Origin of the sequence: Micromonospora chaiyaphumensis (assembly GCF_900091435.1) — a bacterium.
Classification (GTDB): Bacteria; Actinomycetota; Actinomycetes; order Mycobacteriales; family Micromonosporaceae; genus Micromonospora; species Micromonospora chaiyaphumensis.
On sequence record NZ_FMCS01000007.1, the window covers coordinates 303,538 to 323,823 of the forward strand.

General features: G+C 74.8%; 20 protein-coding genes. 15 read left to right on the forward strand and 5 right to left on the reverse strand.

The annotated features are described in order from the left end of the window. The first annotated feature begins 102 nt into the window (after positions 1 to 102). Both GA0070214_RS20675 and GA0070214_RS20680 read left to right on the forward strand, forming a co-directional pair. Entirely contained in the window at positions 103 to 495 is a 393-nt protein-coding gene (locus GA0070214_RS20675; RefSeq protein ID WP_091266370.1) for a hypothetical protein, read from the forward strand. 59 nt (positions 496 to 554) lie between these two features. Next, complete coding sequence (locus GA0070214_RS20680; RefSeq protein ID WP_091266373.1) at positions 555 to 2,684, forward strand: molybdopterin-containing oxidoreductase family protein; 2,130 nt, start codon at positions 555 to 557, stop codon at positions 2,682 to 2,684. Positions 2,685 to 2,951: 267 nt separating this feature from the next. On the opposite strand, the gene GA0070214_RS20690 is transcribed toward GA0070214_RS20680, so the two are convergent. The 3 genes from GA0070214_RS20690 to GA0070214_RS20700 are packed head-to-tail and all read right to left on the reverse strand — an operon-like array spanning position 2,952 to position 6,160. Continuing rightward, on the reverse strand, positions 2,952 to 4,307 hold the full coding sequence (locus GA0070214_RS20690; RefSeq protein WP_091266381.1) for an MGH1-like glycoside hydrolase domain-containing protein: 1,356 nt from the start codon (positions 4,305 to 4,307) through the stop codon (positions 2,952 to 2,954). Continuing rightward, positions 4,304 to 5,122 (reverse strand): sugar phosphate isomerase/epimerase family protein, encoded by an 819-nt coding sequence (locus GA0070214_RS20695; protein ID WP_091266385.1) that lies wholly within the window; start codon positions 5,120 to 5,122, stop codon positions 4,304 to 4,306. Before GA0070214_RS20695 ends, GA0070214_RS20690 begins: the two co-directional genes overlap by 4 nt. Next, positions 5,123 to 6,160: a zinc-binding dehydrogenase gene (locus GA0070214_RS20700; RefSeq protein ID WP_091266388.1), complete on the reverse strand. Its 1,038-nt coding sequence runs from the start codon at positions 6,158 to 6,160 to the stop codon at positions 5,123 to 5,125. 119 nt (positions 6,161 to 6,279) lie between these two features. Between GA0070214_RS20700 and GA0070214_RS20705 the strand changes: the two genes are divergently transcribed. The 5 genes from GA0070214_RS20705 to GA0070214_RS20725 are packed head-to-tail and all read left to right on the forward strand — an operon-like array spanning position 6,280 to position 10,780. Then, complete coding sequence (locus GA0070214_RS20705) at positions 6,280 to 7,671, forward strand: ABC transporter substrate-binding protein (protein ID WP_091266390.1); 1,392 nt, start codon at positions 6,280 to 6,282, stop codon at positions 7,669 to 7,671. Beyond that, the gene (locus GA0070214_RS20710) at positions 7,668 to 8,630 is read left to right on the forward strand and encodes a carbohydrate ABC transporter permease (protein WP_091266392.1); all 963 of its coding nucleotides are present in this window, start codon (positions 7,668 to 7,670) and stop codon (positions 8,628 to 8,630) included. Before GA0070214_RS20705 ends, GA0070214_RS20710 begins: the two co-directional genes overlap by 4 nt. Next, complete coding sequence (locus GA0070214_RS20715) at positions 8,630 to 9,496, forward strand: carbohydrate ABC transporter permease (protein ID WP_091266395.1); 867 nt, start codon at positions 8,630 to 8,632, stop codon at positions 9,494 to 9,496. The genes GA0070214_RS20710 and GA0070214_RS20715 overlap by 1 nt, the downstream gene beginning before the upstream one ends. A 35-nt stretch (positions 9,497 to 9,531) precedes the next feature. Then, positions 9,532 to 10,134, forward strand: a complete 603-nt coding sequence (locus GA0070214_RS20720; protein ID WP_091266398.1) for a phosphatase PAP2 family protein — start codon at positions 9,532 to 9,534, stop codon at positions 10,132 to 10,134. Between the two features lie 43 nt (positions 10,135 to 10,177). Continuing rightward, positions 10,178 to 10,780, forward strand: a complete 603-nt coding sequence (locus GA0070214_RS20725; RefSeq protein ID WP_091266401.1) for a class I SAM-dependent methyltransferase — start codon at positions 10,178 to 10,180, stop codon at positions 10,778 to 10,780. 83 nt (positions 10,781 to 10,863) lie between these two features. Here the strand turns inward: GA0070214_RS20725 and eccB are convergent, their stop codons facing one another. Beyond that, positions 10,864 to 12,246 (reverse strand): type VII secretion protein EccB, encoded by a 1,383-nt coding sequence (eccB, locus tag GA0070214_RS20730; RefSeq protein ID WP_091266403.1) that lies wholly within the window; start codon positions 12,244 to 12,246, stop codon positions 10,864 to 10,866. A gap of 138 nt (positions 12,247 to 12,384) precedes the next feature. On the opposite strand from eccB, the gene GA0070214_RS20735 reads away from it, so the two are divergent. The 5 genes from GA0070214_RS20735 (at position 12,385) to GA0070214_RS20755 (ending at position 16,312) form a co-directional block, all read left to right on the forward strand. Further along, positions 12,385 to 12,654: a metal-sensitive transcriptional regulator gene (locus tag GA0070214_RS20735; RefSeq protein WP_091266406.1), complete on the forward strand. Its 270-nt coding sequence runs from the start codon at positions 12,385 to 12,387 to the stop codon at positions 12,652 to 12,654. 127 nt (positions 12,655 to 12,781) lie between these two features. Continuing rightward, positions 12,782 to 14,182, forward strand: coding sequence for an MBL fold metallo-hydrolase (locus tag GA0070214_RS20740; RefSeq protein ID WP_091266409.1), 1,401 nt, complete (start codon positions 12,782 to 12,784; stop codon positions 14,180 to 14,182). Positions 14,183 to 14,272: 90 nt separating this feature from the next. After that, a complete protein-coding gene (locus tag GA0070214_RS20745) occupies positions 14,273 to 14,872 on the forward strand; it encodes a rhodanese-like domain-containing protein (protein ID WP_091266412.1) in 600 nt (199 codons plus the stop codon). Next, entirely contained in the window at positions 14,869 to 15,768 is a 900-nt protein-coding gene (locus tag GA0070214_RS20750) for a sulfite exporter TauE/SafE family protein (protein WP_091266414.1), read from the forward strand. Before GA0070214_RS20745 ends, GA0070214_RS20750 begins: the two co-directional genes overlap by 4 nt. Further along, positions 15,707 to 16,312 (forward strand): class I SAM-dependent methyltransferase, encoded by a 606-nt coding sequence (locus tag GA0070214_RS20755; RefSeq protein ID WP_091266416.1) that lies wholly within the window; start codon positions 15,707 to 15,709, stop codon positions 16,310 to 16,312. The genes GA0070214_RS20750 and GA0070214_RS20755 overlap by 62 nt, the downstream gene beginning before the upstream one ends. Before the next feature lie 16 nt (positions 16,313 to 16,328). Here the strand turns inward: GA0070214_RS20755 and GA0070214_RS20760 are convergent, their stop codons facing one another. Continuing rightward, positions 16,329 to 17,333 (reverse strand): zinc-binding dehydrogenase, encoded by a 1,005-nt coding sequence (locus tag GA0070214_RS20760; RefSeq protein ID WP_208602850.1) that lies wholly within the window; start codon positions 17,331 to 17,333, stop codon positions 16,329 to 16,331. Positions 17,334 to 17,523: 190 nt separating this feature from the next. Here GA0070214_RS20760 and GA0070214_RS20765 point away from each other — a divergent pair, with 190 nt between their 5' ends. The 3 genes from GA0070214_RS20765 (at position 17,524) to GA0070214_RS20770 (ending at position 20,268) form a co-directional block, all read left to right on the forward strand. Further along, entirely contained in the window at positions 17,524 to 18,237 is a 714-nt protein-coding gene (locus tag GA0070214_RS20765; protein WP_091266422.1) for a polyamine aminopropyltransferase, read from the forward strand. A gap of 71 nt (positions 18,238 to 18,308) precedes the next feature. Next, positions 18,309 to 18,485: a hypothetical protein gene (locus tag GA0070214_RS31920; RefSeq protein WP_167364305.1), complete on the forward strand. Its 177-nt coding sequence runs from the start codon at positions 18,309 to 18,311 to the stop codon at positions 18,483 to 18,485. Between the two features lie 103 nt (positions 18,486 to 18,588). Beyond that, complete coding sequence (locus GA0070214_RS20770; protein ID WP_091266424.1) at positions 18,589 to 20,268, forward strand: long-chain-fatty-acid--CoA ligase; 1,680 nt, start codon at positions 18,589 to 18,591, stop codon at positions 20,266 to 20,268. Positions 20,269 to 20,286 lie beyond the last annotated feature (18 nt).

A 20,286-nucleotide genomic window follows, 5' to 3' on the forward strand; every position in this document is an offset into this window, starting at 1 on the left:
CGACGCGCGCGGCCGGCCCGGGTTTGCCGCCGCCCCGCGACGGGGCACTTCCGGTCGGACGCCACGGGACGCCCGGGTACCGACGCAGGACGGAGTAGCCGGATGGGATGGCTGGGGAGACTGCTGGGCAGGCCGGACCCGGCGCGGCAGGACGTCGCGGAGCTGTTGACCACGTACAGCCTCTTCCGGACGACCACGGAGACGGCCGAGCTGGGCGACCGGGAGACCGTCCGGCGGTGGTTGCGGGAACTGGACCCGGATCTCCAGCAGCAGGTGCACATCCGCCGGCCGTGGGGGGTCATCGCCGCCGTGAGCGACCACCGCGACCCGGTCGGCGTCGTCATGCAGGAGCCGGACGGCCGGGCGTGGGGCGCCTACGTGCCGGGCGCCGACCGCCGGGAACACCTGACGCCCGAGCAGGTCGAGGACGTGATGCTCGCCGCGCTGACCTCGACCGGCCGGCCCGACGGGCCGGACTGGCGCCCGATCGCCTGATCCGCCGGCCGCCCGCGGCGGGGAGCCGGGCGGGTGCCGCGGCTCGGTAGGCTCGCCCCATGGCCCGCACCACCCACCCCGGCGCCTGCCCGCTGGACTGCCCCGACACCTGCGTCTGGCAGCTCACCGTGGAGGACGGCCGGGCCGTCGCGCTGCGCGGCGACCGCGACCACCCGTTCACCCGGGGCGCGCTCTGCGGCAAGGTCAACCGCTACCTCGACGCGGTCAACGGCCCCGACCGGCTGACCACACCCTACGTGCGCACCGGCCCGAAGGGCGCCGGGCGGGTCGCCTACCGGCCGGCGAGCTGGGCGGAGGCGGTCGAGCGGGTGGCCGCCGGGCTGCGCGCGAGCATCGACCGCGACGGCCCGGAGTCGGTGCTGCCCTACTACTTCGCCGGCACCATGGGCCACGTGCAGGGCTGGACGATGGGCCAGCGGCTCTTCGCCCACCTGGGAGCGTCGCGGCTGGACACCACCATCTGCACGGGCGCCGCCCGGGCGGCGCTGCAGTCGATCTACGGCGGCTCGGTGGGCTTCGAGCCGGAGTCGATCGTGGCGGCGAAGCTCGTCGTGCTCTGGGGCGCCAACCCGCTCGCCACCAACCTGCACCTGTGGCCGTTCGTGCAGCAGGCCCGGGAGCGCGGCGCACACGTGGTGACCGTCGACCCGCTGCGCACCGACACCGCGGCCCGCAGCGACGAGCACGTCGCCCCGCTGCCCGGCACCGACGCGGCCCTGGCCCTCGGCCTCCTGCGGCACGTGCGCGACGCCGGCGCGGCCGACGAGGAGTGGCTGGCCGCGCACACCGTCGGCTGGCCCGAGCTGGCCGCCCGGCTCGACGAGTGGCCGGTGGAGCGCGCCGCCGCCGAGTGCGGCCTGCCCGTCGAGGTGGTCCGCCGCCTCGGCGACCGGATCGCCACCACCCGGCCCACCGCCGTCCGGGTCGGCCTCGGCCTGCAACGGCACCACGGCGCGGGCCAGGCGATCCGGGCCATCTGCGCGCTGCCGCTGGTCACCGGTGACTTCCGGCACCCGGGCGGGGGCGCGCTGGTGTCGACCAGCGGGCACCATCCCATCGAGGAGGACCGGGTGGTCCGGCCGCCCGGCATGCCGGCCCCGCCGGCCCGGAAGCTGAACATGAGCCGGCTGGCGACCGTGCTGACCGGCGAGGCGGACCCGCCGGTGACCTCGCTGGTGGTGTTCAACGCCAACCCGGCCGCCACCGCCCCGGACCAGAACCGGCTCCTCGCCGGCCTGCGCCGCGCCGACCTGTTCACCGTGGTGCTGGAGCAGCGGTGGACCGACACCTGCGACTACGCCGACGTGGTGCTGCCGGCCACCATGCAGCCCGAGCACCTGGACCTGCACTCGTCCTACGGCCACCACTACACGACGTTGAACCTGCCCGTCACCCGGGCGCCCGGCGAGGCGCTGCCGAACACCGAGATCTTCCGGCGGATCGCCGCCGCGCTCGGCATCGACCATCCCCGGTTCCGTGACAGCGACGAGGAGCTGGCCCGGCAGCTGCTGGCCGGCACACCGGTCAGCTTCGAGGAGCTGCGCGAGAAGACGTACGCCCGGGCCACCGGGGTGCCGGTCGGCTCCGCACCCTTCGCCGCGGGCGGCTTCCCCACCCGGGACGGCCGGGCCCGGCTGCACGACCCGTCGCTGGCGCGGCTCGGGGTGGACCCGCTGCCCGGGCACACCCCGCCCGTCGAGGCGGCCGACGCCGAGCTGGCCCGCCGGTTCCCGCTGGTGCTGCTCGCCCCGGCCGGCCGGTTCCTCATGAACTCCACCTTCGCCTCGCTGCCCTGGCACACCCGGCGGACCGGGCCGCCCCGGGTGCACCTGCACCCGGACGACGCGGCGGCGCGCGGCCTCGCCGACGGGGACGCCGTGCGGGTGCGCAACGACCGCGGCGCGTTCCTCGCGGCGGTCGCCGTGGACGAGGCGACCCGACCGGGCCTGGCGTTCACCTACAAGGCGTACTGGGCGCGGCTGAGCCCGGGGCGGGCCACGGTCAACGCGGTCACCGCCGTGCGCGACACCGACCTGGGCGAGGCGCCGACGTTCCACGACTGCCGGGTCGAGGTCGACCCGGTGCCGGCCGAGCTGCTGGTCCCCGAGCCGCCCGCCGACGAGGCGGGGACAGCGGCCGCCGACGCGGCACCGGTGCTCGCGGGCTGAGCGCCTCCGTCGGGACTTCCGCCCCGGTCCGTGCGCCGCTGCTCGCAACCCCTGTCCGTCCGTAGCGTCGGGGCTGGAAAGAGGAGGTCGCCATGCTCCACTCCGTCAGCCCGCCAGGTCAGCGGCGTGGTCGAGGTGGCCGACGCGCACGGCTACGCGATCGACGACGCGCCGATGTCCGCCCTGCGGGCCGGCGGTATGACCCCGTCCGGCATCGCCTGAGCCTCCGGCCGCCGGCGTCGCCCTCCCCCCGGCGTCGCCGGGGGCTCAGCCCTCGGCGAGGGCGTCGAGCACGAGCGCGGCCGTCCAGCTGAACGCCGGTGAGCCGAGCCCGGCTCCGGTGTCCGGATGGAAGTACTCGTGGCAGCCGGCCGCGTCGACCAGGTCCAGCAGGGACTCGCGCAGCCCGGCGGCAAGGTCGGCGCGGCCGTGGGCGCGCAGCCCCCGCCACAGCAGCCAGCCGGTGTTCACCCAGCTCGGGCCACGCCAGTAGCGCAGCGGCTCGAAGTCCGGTGCGGTGCGGTCGTACGTGGGCAGCGGGCGGTCCATCCGGGCGGCCAGGCCGAACCGGGGCGAGCACGCCTCGGCGAGCACCGCCCGCACCTGGTGGGCCGGCAGGTCGGGCAGGATCAGCGGCAGGAGCCCGAGCACGGTGCGCGCCGGGACGAGCCGGTCGGCCCGGACGTCGCGCGGGTGGAAGGTGCCGGTGACCGGGTCGTAGAGCCGGTCGACGAGGGCCTGCGTGATCCGGGCCGCGCGGTCCCGGTGCGGGCCGGGGTCCGCGCCGACCACCGTGGCGATCCGCGCGAGGGCCCGCTCGGAGACCCCGAGCGCCGCGTTGACCAGCGGGCACTCCACCAGGAACGGGTGCCGGCCGAGCAGCCCCTCGTCCCGGTAGCGGCCCGCCCGGTAGGCGTCCACGAGCGCGACGTAGCGCGCGTAGTCCAGGTCGGTGGGGCGGTGCGCCACGTCGGCATGCGCGGTGTCGTGCCGGCGGTACGCCCGCATCACCGCCTCGTCGGCGGGCACCGCGGCCAGCGGGGCGTCCCAGGCGGGGCTGTTGTCCAGACCGGACTCCCACGGGTGCACGACGGCGGCCAGCCCGCCCCCGCCGACGTCCCGCCGGCCGGTCAGGTAGCGCTGCTGGGCGACCAGCCGCGGATAGAGCCAGCGCAGCGCCGCCACGGACGCCTCGGAGGGGGCGCGGCGGTGCACCAGCCAGGCGGCCGGGGCGTGCACCGGCGGCTGGATGATCCCCGAGGTGGCCGCCGCCGGGGCTCCCTCGGCCCGGCCCGAGTCCCAGAACTCGGGCCCGGGAAAGTACGCGCCGGCCCGCAGCGCCGGGTTGAACACGATGTGCGGCACCCGCCCGTCGGCCCACTGCGCGGCGAACAGGCTGCGCAACTCCCGCCAGGCCCGGTCGGGACGGGCGTGGACCAGCCCGACCGCGATGAAGGCCGAGTCCCAGCTCCACTGGTGCGGGTAGAGGGTGCGGGACGGGACGGTGTGGTCGTGCTCCCAGTTGGCGTCGAGGGTGGCCAGCGCCAGCCGGCGCAGCCGGGCGGCCCGCTCGGCGCCGGTGCGGCCGGCCCGTACCCCGGCCGCGCCGCCGGGGGCGCTCACGCCGCCGCCCGCCGCGGGCCGGCCTGGCCCAGGACGGTGGCGGCCTGCCGCAGGGCGGCGACCGGCTCGCCGCGCAGCCGGCACTCCAGCGCCAGCCAGCCGGGGTAGCCGATCTCCGCCAGGGTGGCCAGCAGGCTCGGCCAGTCCAGGTGGCCGGCGCCGGGCTGGTGCCGGTTCGAGTCGCTGACCTGCACGTGCCCCAGGTACGGCGCGGCCGCCCGCAGCGCCGCACAGGCGTCGTCCTCCTCGATGTTCATGTGGTAGGTGTCGGCGACCACCCGCACCGAGGGCAGGCCGACGGCACGGCACAGGGCGACCGCCTCGTCGAGCCGGTTGACCATGTGGTCCTCGTACCGGTTGAGGGGTTCCAGGAAGAGGGTGACGCCCTCGGCGCGGGCGTGCTCGCCCAGCTCGCCCAGGGCGTCGACCAGCACCTGCCGGTCGCCCTCGGGCGGGCGAGGCGGCTCGAACGGCGGCAGCCGGCGGGAGAACATCCCCCAGGCCGCCGGGGTCATGGCGCCGAGCCCGCCCAGCTCGGCGATCACCGAGAGCTGGGAGCGCAGGTTGCGCACCGCGTCGCGGGAGCGTTCGGGGTCGAAGTCGCCGATGAAGTGGTCCATCTCGACGCAGACGGTCGGCATGACCACGCCCTCGGCGCGGGCCCGGCGCAGCTCCGGCAGCCGCCGGGCGAGGGCCAGGTCGCCCCGGCCACGCAGCTCGATGCCCTGGTAGCCGAGGGAGACGGCGAGGGCGTACTTCTCGGACAGGCCGGCGCCGGGGAGCAACTGCTCCTGGCAGGCGAGTGGGATGGTCATTTAGAACCTCAGCACCACTTGGAGGACGTCACCGTCACCGCGGTCGAGCAACGCCAGCGCGTCGGCCACCGCGCCCGCGTCGACGACGTGGCTCACCAGCGGCAGCGGGTCGACGCTGCCCTCGGCCACCAGGTCCATGAAGGTCTGGGCGATCCGGGTCCCGGTCCACCGGCCGGCCGTGCCGGGTGCCGGGGCGGACCCGGAGATCTGGGCCGCCATCAGCTGGATCCGGTTGTGGTGGAACTCCTCGCCGAGTCCCAGCCCGTGGGCGTACCCCTGGTAGAAGCCGGCGGCCACGACGCGGCCGGCGTGGGCGGTGGCGCGGATCGCCTCGTGCAGCGCCGGGTACGACCCGGACAGCTCCAGGCAGACGTCCGCACCGCGGCCGCCGGTGGCCGCGTGCAGCGCGGCGGCGGCGGAGTCGGTGGCGGCGTCGACCACCCGGCGGGCGCCCAGCCGGGTGGCGTGCGCGAGCCGGTCGGGCACCCGGTCGACGGCCACCACGCGGGCTCCGGAGAGCACGGCGAGCCGGGTGCCGAGCAGCCCGATGACGCCCTGCCCGAAGACGCCGACCCAGTCGCCGAGGTGCAGGTCGCCGGCGAGCACGGCGGTCAGCGCGATGGCGCCGGGACGGGCGAAGACGGCGACCAGCGGGTCGAGCCCGGGCGCGAGCGGGGTGACCGCGCCGGCGGGCAGCACGGCCTCCGCGCGGTGGCCCCAGATGCCCCAGACGACCTGGCCGGGCCGGCGGTCGGCGACGTCCGGCGCGATCTCGACGATCTCGCCGACCTCCTCGTAGCCGAAGCCCACCACGGGGTACGCGGGCGCGGCCTGCCGGGGCACGAACATGCGGGTGGCGTCGTCCCAGTCCTTGCTGAGCCGGGGGTTGCTGCCCCGGTAGAGGGTCAGCTCGGTGCCGGCGGAGATCCCGGAGTAGCAGGTGCGGACGCGGACCTGGCCCGGGCCGAGCGGGTCCGGGGGGCAGGGCTCCAGGCTCACGCGCCGGGGCCCGGCCAGAGAGACAACCCAGTTGCCCATGGCGTCGCTCCGAGGGAAGTGCCGGACCCGATCCTACCCTGAAATATCGATAAATGTCTTGTAAATGATCAATCGAGGGCGTTGAATCCCTGATGTACCCTTCGAGAGGAGTGCCACCGATGTCATCACCCTCGATGCGGATGCTCGCCCCCACCCTGATCATGGCACTTGCCGGGACAACCCTGCTGGCCTGCGGTGACGACGAGCCGAAATCCGACAGTTCCCAGATAACCGTGTGGAGCCTGGAAGACGTGGCGGACCGGGTGAACGCCACCAAGGCGATCATCGCCGACTACACCGCCAAGACCGGCGTCAAGGTCAACCTGGTCACCGTCAACGAGGACCAGTTCCCCTCCCTCATCGCCTCCAGTGCCGCGGCCGGCGACCTGCCCGACGTGGTCGGCTCGGTCTCCCTGGCCGGGGTGCGCACGCTCGCCGGCAACGACCTGCTCGAGCCGGACGCCAACAAGCGGGTCGTCGACAAGCTCGGCCGGGACACGTTCTCCCCGCGCGCCCTCGAACTGACCAGCGAGGACGGCAAGCAGCTCGCCGTGCCCAGCGACGGTTGGGGCCAGCTGCTGGTCTACCGCAAGGACCTGTTCGCCGCGGCCGGCCTGGCCGCCCCCGACACGTACGAGAAGATCGCCGCCGCGGCGGCGAAGCTGAACACCGGCGGCGTCGCCGGCATCACGGCGGCGACGGCACCCGGCGACGTCTTCACCCAGCAGACCTTCGAGCACCTCGCCCTGGCCAACAACTGCCAGCTCACCGACGACGGGGGCAAGGTCACGCTCGACTCCCCCGAGTGCGTGGAGGCATTCCGCTTCTACGGCGACCTGATGCGGAACAACTCGGTCAAGGGCGCGCAGGACGTGGACACCACCCGCGCCACCTACTTCGCGGGCAAGGCGGCCATGCTGATCTGGTCGCCGTTCATCCTCGACGAGCTGGCCGGCCTGCGGAACGACGCCAAGCCGACCTGCCCGCAGTGCCAGTCGGACCCGGCGTGGCTCGCGAAGAACAGCGGCTTCGTCACCGCGATCAAGGGCCCCAACGGCGCCGAGCCGGCCCAGTACGGCGAGATCAGTTCCTGGGCGGTGCTCGACGGCGCCAGCGACTCCGCGTCGTCCTTCGTGGAGTACATGCTCTCCGACGGCTACCCGCGCTGGTTCGGCATGTCCCCCGAGGGGCGCTTCCCGGTGCGCACCGGCACGGCGGAGGACAAGCAGAAGTTCCTCACCGCCTGGAACACCAGCCAGGCCGGGGTGGACCGCAAGCAGCCGCTGTCGGCGGTCTACGGCGAGGACGTGCTCGGCACGCTGCGCAAGAGCCCGGACACCTTCCAGCGCTGGGGGCTGACCCAGGGCCAGGGGAAGCTGGTCGGGGCGATCCTCGGCGAGCTGCCCGTGCCCAAGGCGCTCGCCGACGTGATCGGCGGGAAGTCCGACGCCCGGGCCGCCGCCGAGCGGGCGAAGAAGGACGTCGACGCGATCGCCAAGGGCGTGAATTGACCACCACCACGCCGGAGGCCGGCCGCTCCCCCACCCGGGAGCGGCCCCGCCGGCCCGGCAGACGCCCGCTGACCCTGCGCCGCCGCGAGTCCCGCGCCGGGCTCGCGCTGGTCACCCCCACCCTGCTCGTCGTGGTCGCGGTGATCGGCATCCCGATCGTCTGGACCGTGGTGCTGGCCTTCCAACGGGTACGCCTCGCGACCCTGCGGCGCACCGGCCTCTTCGGCGAGCTGACCCTCGACAACGTCGACCGGGTGCTGCACACCCCCGGCTTCGCCGAGACGCTCTGGACCACCGTCGTCTACAGCGCCGGGGGGACGGTCGGCTCGATCCTGGTCGGCCTCGTGGCGGCGCTCGTGGTCCGCCGGCCGTTCCCTGGTCGCACGGTCGTCCGCGCGTCGATGCTGCTGCCGTACGTGGCGCCGGTGGTCGCCATGACGTTCGTCTGGCAGGTGATGCTCGACCCGCAGATCGGCTTCGTCAACGACTGGGGCCGGCGGTTCCTCGGCTGGGACGCGCCCGTGCCGTTCCTCTCCCAGGAGTCCACCGCGCTGTGGACGGTCATCGCGTTCGAGGCGTGGCGCTACTTCCCGTTCGCGTTCCTGTTCCTGCTGGCCCGGCTCCAGGCGGTGCCGGCCGAGCTGGAGGAGGCCGCCCGGGTCGACGGCGCCACCCCGACCCAGCGCTTCCGGCACATCCTGCTGCCGCAGCTCATGCCGGTGATCGCACTCATCGGGGTGCTGCGCTTCATCATGACCTTCAACAAGTTCGACGACGTCTACCTGCTCACCGGCGGCTCGGCCGGCACCGAGGTGGTCAGCGTCCGGGTCTACCAGTTCCTCACGGCGCGCACCGACATCGGCGCGGCAGCGGCGCAGGCGGTCGTGCTGGCCGTGGTGCTGATCGTGTTCGTGGCGATCTACCTGCGCTTCTTCGGCGGCCGGCGGGAGGAGGCGTGATGGACCGGGACCGGATCGAGACGGTGAGCCTGCGCTGGCTGCGCCGGCTGGTGATCGCCGCCTTCCTCGTGGTCACCCTGCTGCCGTTCTGGTACATGCTGGTGCTCTCCGTACGCCCCATCGAGCGGCTGCTGCTCGACCCCGGCTCGCTGCTCGTGCCGTTCGGCGAACTGACCGTGGCCACGTACGCCGAGGTGCTCAGGTCCGTCGAGGACGGCGGGCAGGGCTTCCTCGCCTTCATCCGCAACAGCGGCATCGTGGCCCTGGCGGCCACCGCGCTCACCCTGGTGATCGCGATCCCCGGCGCGTACGCGGTGTCCCGGCTGCGCTTCTTCGGCCGGCGGCAGGTGAGCGCGCTGTTCCTGGCCGTCTACCTGTTCCCGTCGATCGTCATCGCGATCCCGCTCTTCGTGGTCTTCACCCGGGCCGGGCTGCGCGGGTCGCTGGTCGGGCTCGTGCTGGTCTACATCTCGCAGACCCTGCCGGTCTCGGTCTACATGCTGAAGAACTACTTCGAGACGATCCCGGTCAGCCTGGAGGAGTCCGCCGCCATCGACGGGGCCGGCCGGCTCGGCATCATCCGCCGGGTCAGCCTCCCGCTCGCCGCGCCGTCGGTGATGGCGGTCGCCCTCTACGACTTCATGATCGCCTGGAACGAGTTCCTCTTCGCGCTGCTGTTCCTGGTCGACCGGCCCAACCGGTGGACCGTGTCGCTGGGCCTGTCGCTGCTCGCCGACGGCGTCGAGGTGCCGAAGACGGTGCTCATGGCCGGCTCGGTCATCCTCACCCTGCCGATCGTGATCCTCTTCTTCGCCAGCGAGCGGCTGCTCACCGAGGGGCTCACCAGCGGCGCCGAGAAGGGATAGTTGACCTTGTCGGACGGCTCCACCAGGATGGCCCGGTGCGGGCGACCCGGGAACGGACGGTCAGCGGACGGCTGGCCCGGCTGATCACCGAGGTGCTCGCGCCGGGCGTCCTGGTGACCGCCCTGCCGCTGGTGGCTGCCGCCCGGGTCAGCCGCTCCCCGCAGCAGTTGCTGCTCTGGGGCGGCACGGCGCTGCTGTTCTGCGCGGTGATCCCGGTCGGGGTGATCGTCCACGGGGTACGCCGCGGCCGGCTGACCGACCGGCACGTGGGCGACCGCACCCAGCGGGCCCGCCCCCTGCTGACCGGCCTCGCCTCGGTGGCGGTCGGGACGGCCCTCCTGGCCGCACTGCGCGCGCCCGCCGAGCTGTTCGCCGTGATCGTGGTGATCTTCGTGGTGGGCGCGGCCTGCACCCTGGTCAACCACTGGTGGAAGCTGAGCATCCACGCCGCGGTCGCGGCCGCCACCACGGCCGTCCTGGTGCTGCTGTTCGGCCCGGCGCTGCACGCCGGCTGGCTGCTCGTGGCGGCCGTCGGCTGGTCCCGGGTGGTGTTGCGGGATCACACCTGGCCGCAGGTGGCGGCCGGGGCGCTCACCGGCGCCCCGCTGGCCGCCGGCGCCTTCCTGGCCCTCGGCTGAGGTTCCCCGGTCCCGGCCCAGCAAGATCAGCTACCGTGGCGGCATGGGCAAGCCGACCCGCTGGGTGACCGAGACCAAGCCGGGCCACTCGCAGTGGTACGTCGACCGGTTCCGCCGGCTCGCCGCCGAGGGGGCGGACCTGGCCGGCGAGGCCCGGCTGCTGGATGCGCTCGTCCCGCCGGGTGCGCGGATCCTCGACGCCGGGTGCGGCACCGGCCGGGTGGCCGCCGCACTGGCCGCCCGGGGGCATGCCGTGGTGGGCGTCGACGCCGACCCGGTGCTGATCGACGCCGCCCGCGCCGACCACCCCGGCCCCCGCTTCCTGGTCGCCGACCTGGCCGAGCTGGACCTGGCTGCACAGGGCGAGCCGGAGCCGTTCGACGCGGCCGTGGTCGCCGGCAACGTCATGGTGTTCGTCGCACCCGGCACCGAGCGCGCGGTGCTGGCCCGCGTCGCCGGGCACGTCCGGCCGGACGGCCTCGTGGTGGTCGGCTTCGGCACCGACCGCGGCTACCCGGTCACCGATCTGGACGCCGACGCGGTGGCCGCCGGGCTCCGCCTCGAACACCGCTTCGCCACCTGGGACCTGCGCCCCTGGCAGGACGACGCGGAGTTCGCGGTGACCGTGTTCCGCAAGCCGGCCTGAGCGCTCTCCGCGCGCCCGGGCGGCGGACCCGTGGCCCGGTCATGCTCCCCCCGCGTGCCCCAGCGGCGGACCCGTGGCCCGGGTCAGGCCGGGGCGGCGAGGGTGCGGGCGGCGGCCGGGTCGAGCGGACTGCCGGCCGGCACGAGGCTGACCAGGCCCGCCGGCAGCCGGACCGGACGGACCCCGGCGTAGCCGAGCATGCCGGGCACGTCGGCGCCGGCCAGCACATAGCGCCGGCCGAGGTCGGTGATCACGCTGACCGCGCCGCCGGTGGCGCCGGGGGCGGCGACCGACTCGACCAGTGCGCCCCGGCCGGGCTCGACCAGCACCTGGTCGGCCGGCCCGCCCCGGCCGGCCGGAGTCCGTGCGGCGGCGGAGAGGTCCGGCGGGGTGACGCCGAGCCGGACCTCGCGTACGCCGGTGTCGTCGCCGACGCGGGCGCAGAGCGCGCCGCCGTCCGCCGTGGCCAGCGCGGGCGGGACGGCGGGCGGAGCGGTCGGCCCCGTGGGCACCAGGTCGGGGAGCTTCGGCAGGGCGGCGAACCGGCCGAGGGTGATCGGTTCCGGTTCGCCCTGGCCGGTGCGGGCGAGCAGCAGGGCGGCCTGCAACTCGGTGATGCCGGCCAGACCGGTCCGCCCGGCCACCGCGTACTGCCGGCCACCGCCGGTGTTGCGGACCAGGTAGACGTCGCCGACGGTCGCGCCGGTGACCCGCTCGGAGGGGGTGCCCAGGTCGCGCAGCGGGGGCGGCGCCAGGTCGGCGCCGGCCGGCACGGTGTTGAGCAGCGCCGGGGCCGCCGGCACCGCCCGCTCCCGGGTGGCGGCCAGCGCGGCGAGCACCCGGTCGGTGTCGCGCAGCAGGTAGCGCCGCTCGTGCCAGAGCAGGTGCAGGCTGCCGTCGGGATGGCGCAGCAGCAGGCCCTGGTCGCCGAGGGGCCGGCCGCCGGTGGCGCCCCGGCCGATCAGCAGCGCCGAACGGACCTCGGTGCGGCCGGCCTCGGCGGCGGTGACCGAGCAGACCGTCCACGCCCCGGTGGCGAGCCGCCCCGGCGCGGGCAGCGAATCGGGGGCGTCGGCGATGCCGAGCGGCAGGCCGCGCGGCACACCCTCGATGGCGCGGCGGGAGACCAGCACGGTCTTCGGCCGGTCGGCCCCGATGACCAGCAGCGCCGAGGCGTAGTTGAGGACCGGGTGCAGCTTCTCCTCCCGGTAGACGAACCGTGCCCCGGACTCCTTCTCCACGATCACCGCGCCCGGGTCGCGCCAGGCGCTGCCACCACCGGTGAACAGGCCGTAGAGGGCGACCCCGCCGAGCGCGATCACCGCGACGAGCACGCTGGCCAGGCCGGCGCCGGCCAGCCGGCGGAAGGGCGACTGCGCGGGGTCGGTCTCCCGCATCACGAGCGCGGCGACCGCCCGCTGGACGGTGAACTGGTAGGAGTGCAGCTGGTCCTGCCGGGACGGCATCGGGTCCCTTCCGCGAAGGATCGTCGGCGCACAGGATAGGCGTTCCGTCAATGTCCCGGGGACCCTCCGTGTCCGTTCCGCCGGACCCGGTGGCGGTTCGGGTACCCCCGGGGGTATGTTGGGTGCAGGAGGTGCGACGTGAAGCTTCAACCCGAGATGACCGGCGACGCCCTGACCCGCCTCAAGCGGGCCCGCGGCCAGCTCAACGCCGTCATCGAGATGATGGAGAACGGCGAGGACTGCCGGGCCGCGCTGACCCAGCTCGCCGCCGTCTCCAAGGCGATCGACCGGGCCGGCTTCAAGATCATCGCCTCCGGCATGCGGCACTGCGGCACCGCCCGCGACCGGGGCGAGGAGCCGGAGATGACGGAGGAGGAGCTGGAGAAGCTCTTCCTCGCCCTGGCCTGACCGCGGAATTCACCGCCCGCGCCGCGTGATCGTGGCGTGGGCGGGTAAACACACGCCCGGGACCCGGGCCGAAGTCTGTCTCCACGATACCCCCGGGGGTATACGGGGAAAGAGAGGAGAACGGCACATGTCAGTCGAGGTGTCCGTCATCGCGACGTCGTCGCTCGGCGACCGCAGCTACCTGGCCTCCGACGGCCGGGTGGCGATCGTGGTCGACCCGCAGCGCGACATCGACCGGATCTTGTACCTCGCGGGGGCCAAGGAGGTGCGGATCACCCACGTGGTGGAGACGCACACCCACAACGACTACGTCTCCGGCGGCCTGGAACTGGCCCGGATCACCGGCGCCCGGTACCTGGTGGCCGCCGACGACGAGGTCGGCTTCGACCGGACGCCGGTCACCGACGGCGACACGATGCCCGTCTCCGACAAGCTGCGCCTCCGCGTGGTCGCCACCCCCGGCCACACCTTCCACCACCTGTCGTACGTCCTCGACGAGGCCACCGACGGCGGCTGGCAGCCCGCTGGGGTCTTCACCGGCGGCTCGCTGCTCTTCGGCACCACCGGACGCACCGACCTGCTCGGCCAGGAGCACGCCCACGAGCTGGCCCACCATCAGCACGCCTCGGCACGGCGGCTGGCCGACCTGCTGCCCGACGGCACCCAGGTCTGGCCGACGCACGGCTTCGGCAGCTTCTGCTCGGCCAGCCAGGCCGACGCCCCCGAGTCGACCATCGGCCGGGAGCGGCAGGCGAACCCCGCGCTGCGGCTCGCCGCCGACGAGTTCGTCACCGAGACCCTGGCCGGCCTCGACGCCTACCCCGCGTACTACGCCCACATGGGCGTGGCGAACACCGCCGGACCGGCCCCGGTGGATCTCACCCCGGTCACCCGCGCCGACGCGGCGGGGCTGCGCGAGCGGATCGCGGCGGGCGAGTGGGTGGTGGACCTGCGCCACCGCAAGGCGTACGCGGCCTCGCACCTGGCCGGCACGGTCAGCCTCGGGCTGGACGGCCCGATGTCGACCTGGCTGGGTTGGCTGATCGACTGGGGCACGCCGATCACCCTGCTCGCCGAGACGCCCGAGCAGGTGGCCGACGCCCAGCGGGAACTGGTCCGCATCGGCATCGACCGCCCGGCCGCCCAGGCCACCGGCACGGCGGAACAGTGGGCCACCGAGGTCGGGCAGCTCCGCGAGCTGCGGATGGCGGACTTCGCCGCCCTCGCGGCGGCCCGCACGGGGCACGCCCCGGCCGGCCTGCCCGCCCCGGACGTCGTCCTCGACGTGCGGATGACCAACGAGTGGCGCGCCGGCCACGTCGAGGGCGCCGTGCACATCCCGCTGCCGGACCTGCCCCAGCGGCTCGCCGACGTGCCGGCGGGCACGGTCTGGGTGCACTGCGGCTCCGGCTACCGAGCCACCGCCGCCGCGTCGCTGCTGGCCAACGCCGGCCGCGAGGCCGTCGTCATCAACGACAGGTTCGACCAGGCCGAGGCGGCGGGCGTCGCCATGGCCGACAACGCCTGACCCGGATCCGAGTACCGGCCGGCGCCACCGCGCGCCGGCCGGCGCTCCACCCTGCCGTCGGTACGGCGGTTCGTCCCAGAACGAGGAGAAATGAGCACTTCCGAGACCACCGGCCCGGCCACCCTCGACGTCATCACCCTGCGGGAGCTGATCGACTCCGGGCGCGCCCCCCGACTGCTCGACGTCCGCACCCCGGCCGAGTTCGAATCCGTGCACATCCCCGGCGCCTACAACGTTCCGCTGGACCTGCTCAAGGAGCACCGCGAGGAGCTGCGCAGCCACCTCGACCAGGACGTGGTGCTGATCTGCCGCTCGGGCGCCCGCGCCACCCAGGCCGGGCAGGCCCTCGCGGGGGCCGGGCTGCCGAACCTGAAGGTCCTCGACGGCGGCATGCTCGCCTGGCAGGCGACCGACGCGCCGACGAAGCAGGGCGCGGCCCGCTGGGACCTGGAGCGGCAGGTCCGCCTGGTGGCCGGCTCGATCGTCCTGCTCAGCGTCCTCGGTTCGATGTTCGTCCCGGGTCTCAAGTGGGTCGCCGCGTTCATCGGCGGCGGGCTCACCTTCGCCGCGGTGACCAACACCTGCGCCATGGGCATGCTGCTGAGCAGGCTGCCGTACAACCGGGGCGCCGGCTGCGACCTCGACACCATCGTCGGCCGGCTGCGCGAGAGCAACGGGCAGCGGGCATGAGCGCGCCCCTGCTGCTCACCCTCGGCCTGGCCGTGCTGATCGGGGTGAGCCTCGGGTTGCTCGGCGGCGGCGGGTCGATCCTCGCCGTTCCGCTGCTGGTGTACGTCGCCGGCCTGCCGGCCAAGGAGGCGATCGCCACCTCCCTGCTCGTCGTCGGCGCCACCAGCGCCGTCGGCGTACTGCCGCACGCCCGCGCCGGGCGGGTCCGCTGGCGTACCGGGCTGATCTTCGGCCTCGCCGGCATGACCGGCGCGTACGCCGGCGGCCGGCTCGCGGAGTTCGTCCCGGCCGGATTCCTGCTCACCGGCTTCGCGGTGATGATGCTGGCCACCGCGATCGCGATGATCCGGGGCCGGCGCGCCGCCGCGGGCCGGCCGGTGCCGCACGAGCTGCCGGTGTTCCGGGTGATCCTGGACGGGATCGTCGTCGGGCTGGTCACCGGCCTGGTCGGCGCGGGCGGCGGCTTCCTGGTGGTGCCCGCCCTGGCCCTGCTCGGCGGCCTGCCGATGCCGGTCGCCGTCGGCACCTCCCTGGTGGTCATCGCGATGAAGTCGTTCGCCGGCCTGGCCGGTTACCTCTCCACCGTGAGCATCGACTGGGGCCTCGCACTCGCGGTGACCGCCGCCGCCATCATCGGCAGCACCCTCGGCGGTCGCGTCGCCGGGAAGATCCCCGCGGACCTCCTGCGCAAGTCGTTCGGTTGGTTCGTGGTGGTGATGGGCGTCTTCGTCCTCGCGCAGCAACTCCCTCCGATCGCGGGACTCGCCCTGGGAGCGTCCGCCGCAGCCGGTACGGTCACCATGGCGGTGTGGGGCCGCCGGAGGAGGAGACACAGTGGACAGCAGCGCCTGGGACACCCGGTACGCGAGCACGCCGGGTCTGGTGTGGACCGCTGAGCCGAACCGCTTCGTGGTGGAGTCGGTCTCCGGGCTGACACCCGGCGCTGCGCTGGACCTGGCCGCCGGTGAGGGACGCAACGCGGTCTGGCTGGCCGAGCAGGGCTGGCGGGTCACGGCGGTGGACTTCTCGCCGGTCGCCGTCGGCCGGGGGCGCGAACTGGCCGCAGGGCGCGACGTCGAGGTCGAGTGGCGGGTCGCCGACGTCACCGCGTACCGGCCGGTGCCGGGCAGCTACGACCTGGTGCTCATCAGCTACCTGCACCTGCCCGCCGACGACCTCGCCGGTGTGCTGGCCGCGGCCAAGCAGGCGCTGCGCCCCGGTGGCAGCCTCGTGGTCGTCGGCCACGACCTGGCGAACCTGACCGGCGGCACCGGCGGGCCGCAGGACCCGGCCGTGCTGCTCACCCCGGAAGCGGTGGTCGACGGGCTGGCCGGGCTGCACATCCGGCGGGCCGAGACCGCCCGGCGACCGGTGGCCACCACCGACGGCGGCACCGTCGACGCCCTCGACACGGTCGTCGTGGCGAGCCGCCCCGACTGAGCGGCGCCGCGGGCCGTCAGGGCCGCAGGATCAGCCGGATCGGGTTGCCCTCCTTGTCGTGCACCCGGCGCACCGCCTCCGGCGCGTCCGCCAGCGGCAGCACGTCGCTGACCGACGCGGACAGGTCGAGCCGGCCCAGCCCCGTGAGGGTCACCAACTGCCCGACGTGCTCGGCCTCGGAGCCGTAGTGGCCGAGCACCGCCTGCCGGTTGTAGGTGAACCGACTGTCCGACGGGATGCTGACCGGCTGGTTGGCGATGCCGGCGAGCACCAGACGGCCGTGCCGGCCGAGCACGGTCATGGCCTGCTCGCGGACCGCGTTGACGCCCGCGAAGTCGAAGGCCACGTCCAGCCCCCGGGTGCCGACCAGTTCGAGCACCGCGTCCTTGAAGCCGTCGTCCGCCGGGTCGAGGGCCACGTCCGCGCCGAGGGCGACCGCCCGGTCCCGGGCCGCCGGCAGCGGGTCCACGGCGATCACCGGGGCGGCGCCGACCAGCAGCAGCAACTGCACGGCGTGCGCGCCGAGGCCACCGACGCCCCACACGGCGGCCGCCTCCGCCGGCCGGACCCGGGCCGTCTCGGTCACCGCCGCCCACGGCGTGGAGACCGCGTCGGGGATGATGCAGGCCTGCTCGAAGGGGAGGAGATCGGGGACCGGGACCAGGGTGTCCTCGCGGGCCACGGCGTACTCGGCCCAGCCGCCGTCGTAGTCGACGCCGCGGGTGAGCACGAGGCCGAAGCGGTCCCGCTCCCCCGCCTGGAGCAGCACCCGCTGCCCCGGCTGCCAGCCCGTCACCCCATCCCCGAGCGCGTCCACCGTGCCCGCCACCTCGTGGCCGAGGGTCACCACGTCGCCGCCGAGGTACAGCGGGGTCAGGGTCCCGTCGATCAGGTGCACGTCCGACAGGCACACCCCGGCCGCGGCCACCCGGATCCGCACCTGCCCGCGTCCCGGTTCGGGCACCGGCACCGACTCCATCCGCAGCGCCCGCTCGGCCACGTGCAGCCGTCCGGCCAGCATCTCCGCCACGCTTGCTCCCCTCTCCGGCGTCCTCGACCCACCAGCCGCGCCGCTGGAGTCGCCGTCGGCGTACCCGTCGCGGGCCGGCCGATGCCGGCGAGCGCGGAAAAACGGCCGCGCCGCCCATATCCCCGGGCCGCCGCACGACCGGCCGGTAGCATCCGGTCACGGACCGGCGGAGAGGACACCCGTGGGCGCACGCTTCGAGGAACTGGCCTGGCGGGAGACGCCGATCGGCGAGATCAGCCTGCGCCGCCGCCGCGACCCGTCGCTCGACGTCGACGTGTACGAGGTGAAGCTCGACGACGAGTTCCTCATGTCCAGCCTCTTCCCGGTCGCGGAGATCGAACTCGCCCGGCTCGGGCTGGCCTCCCTTGCCGGCCGGGCGCTGGACGTCGTGGTGGGCGGGCTCGGCCTCGGCTACACGGCGCGCACCGCCCTGGAGGACCCCCGGGTGCGCTCGCTCGTGGTGGTCGAGGCGATCGAGGACGTGATCGACTGGCACCGGCGGGACCTGCTGCCGTTCGCCGCCGGGCTGGCCGCCGATTCCCGGACCCGGTTCGTCCGGGCGGACTTCTTCGCGGCGGTCGCGAGCGGCGTCGGGTTCGACCCCGAGGCGCCGGGGCGCCGGTTCGACGCGGTGCTGCTCGACGTGGACCACTCGCCGCGCCAGGTGCTGCACCCCAGCCACGCCGACTTCTACACCGTCGACGGGCTGCGTCGGCTGGCCGCGCTGCTCCAGCCGGACGGGGTGTTCGCGCTCTGGTCGAACGACCCGCCCGACGCGGCGTTCCAGCGGACGCTGACCGAGGTGTTCCCGACGTCGGTGGCGCACGTCGTCCGCTTCCCCAACCCGTTGCAGGGCCGGGAGGCCGCGAACACCGTCTACGTGGCCCGGCACTGACCGGGCCCGGCGCGCATGGCGGGAGCCGGAGCGGGAAAGCGGGCGGCCCACCGTACTCCCGGGAGGACGACATGCGGGCGTTGCTCTGGATCGTCGGCGTCGTGGCCGCCGTGCTCATCCTGCTCGGGCTGCTGCTGGAGGCGGTGCGCTGGCTGCTCGTCATCGGCCTGATCGCGCTGGTCGTCCTCATCGTGCTGGCCTTCGTGCGGGGCCGCCGGGTCGTGCAGAGGGGCGCCCCACGCCGCTGACCCGCCTCCGCCGTGTGACGAACTCAGCAAGTTACCGGGCCGTAGGTTACCGGGCGGTTAAGTTAGGCTGAGGGCCGTCATCCGGCAGCGAGGAGAGACGGCGATGGACGCGATCGCGCAGCGGCCCTGGACGCGCAGCTACGCCCCGGGCGTACCGGCCGAGATCGCGGAGCCGACCGGCTCGCTGGTCGACCTGCTCACCGACGCCGCCCGCCGGTTCGGGCCCCGCGTCGCGCTCGACTTCTACGGCGCCACCACCACCTACGCCGGCCTCGCCGACCAGGTGGCCCGCGCCGCCGAGGCGCTGCGCCGGCTCGGCGTCGGCACGGGCGACCGGGTCGCGCTGGTGCTGCCGAACTGCCCGCAGCACGTGGTCGCCTTCTACGCGGTGCTCCGCCTCGGCGCCGTGGTGGTCGAGCACAACCCGCTCTACACGGCCGACGAGCTGGCCCACCAGCTCACCGACCACGGCGCCCGGGTGGCCGTGGTGTGGGACAAGGTCGCGCCGCTGGTCGCCGGGCGGGGCGCGGTCGAGACGGTGGTGGCCGTCGACCTGACCGGGGCGCTGCCCCGGCTCAAGCGCTGGGCGCTGCGGCTGCCGCTGCCCAAGGTCCGTGCCGCACGGGCCGCCATGACCGCCCCGGCCCCCGACACCCTCTCCTGGTCGGCGCTGGTCTCCGGGGCCGCCCCGCTGGCCGCCGACCACCCCGCGCCCCGGCCCACCGACGTCGCGCTGCTCCAGTACACCGGCGGCACCACCGGTGTCCCGAAGGGCGCCGTGCTGACCCACCGCAACCTGCGGGCCAACGCCGCGCAGGGCCGGGCCTGGGTGCCGGGTCTCCGCGACGGCGCCGAGACGGTGTACGCGGTGCTGCCGCTGTTCCACGCCTACGGGCTGACGCTCTGCCTCACCTTCGCGGTGAGCATCGGCGCCACCCTGGTGCTCTTCCCCCGCTTCGACGTCGACCAGGTGCTCGACGCGGCACGCCGCCGCCCGCCGACCTTCCTGCCCGCCGTCCCGCCGATCTACGCGCGGCTCGCCACCGCGGCCCGGGAACGCGGCGTCGACCTCACCTCAGTCCGGTACGCCATCTCCGGCGCCATGGCGCTCCCGCCGGCCACCGTGGACCTGTGGGAGTCGGTGACCGGCGGCCTGCTGGTCGAGGGCTACGGGATGACCGAGACCTCCCCGATCACCCTGGGCAACCCGGTCGCGTCGACCCGGCGGCCCGGCACGGTCGGGGTGCCGTTCCCCTCCACCGAGGTGCGCCTCGTCGACCCGGAGGACCCGACCCGGGACCGCGCCCCCGGCGAGGCGGGCGAGCTGCTGGTCCGCGGCCCGCAGGTGTTCGCCGGCTACTGGAACCGCCCCGACGAGACGGCCCGGGTGCTGCTGCCCGGCGGCTGGCTGCGCACCGGCGACGTGGTCACCATGGACGCCGACGGCTTCGTCACCGTGGTCGACCGGATCAAGGAGCTGATCATCACGGGCGGGTTCAACGTCTACCCGTCCGAGGTGGAGGAGGCGCTGCTCCGGATCCCCGGCGTCCGCGAGGCCGCCGCGGTCGGCGTGCCCGGCGGGGACGGCGAGCAGGTGGTCGCCGCCGTGGTGCTGGACCCGGGCGTGGGCGCCGGCCCGGACTCGGTCCGCTCGGCCTGCCGCCAGCACCTGGCCGGCTACAAGGTGCCGCGCCGGGTGGTGGTCGTCGAGGAGCTGCCTCGCTCGCAGATCGGCAAGGTCCTCCGCCGCGAGGTCCGCGACCGCCTGCTCGCCGAGGGCTGAGCCCGAGCGATCCGGCAC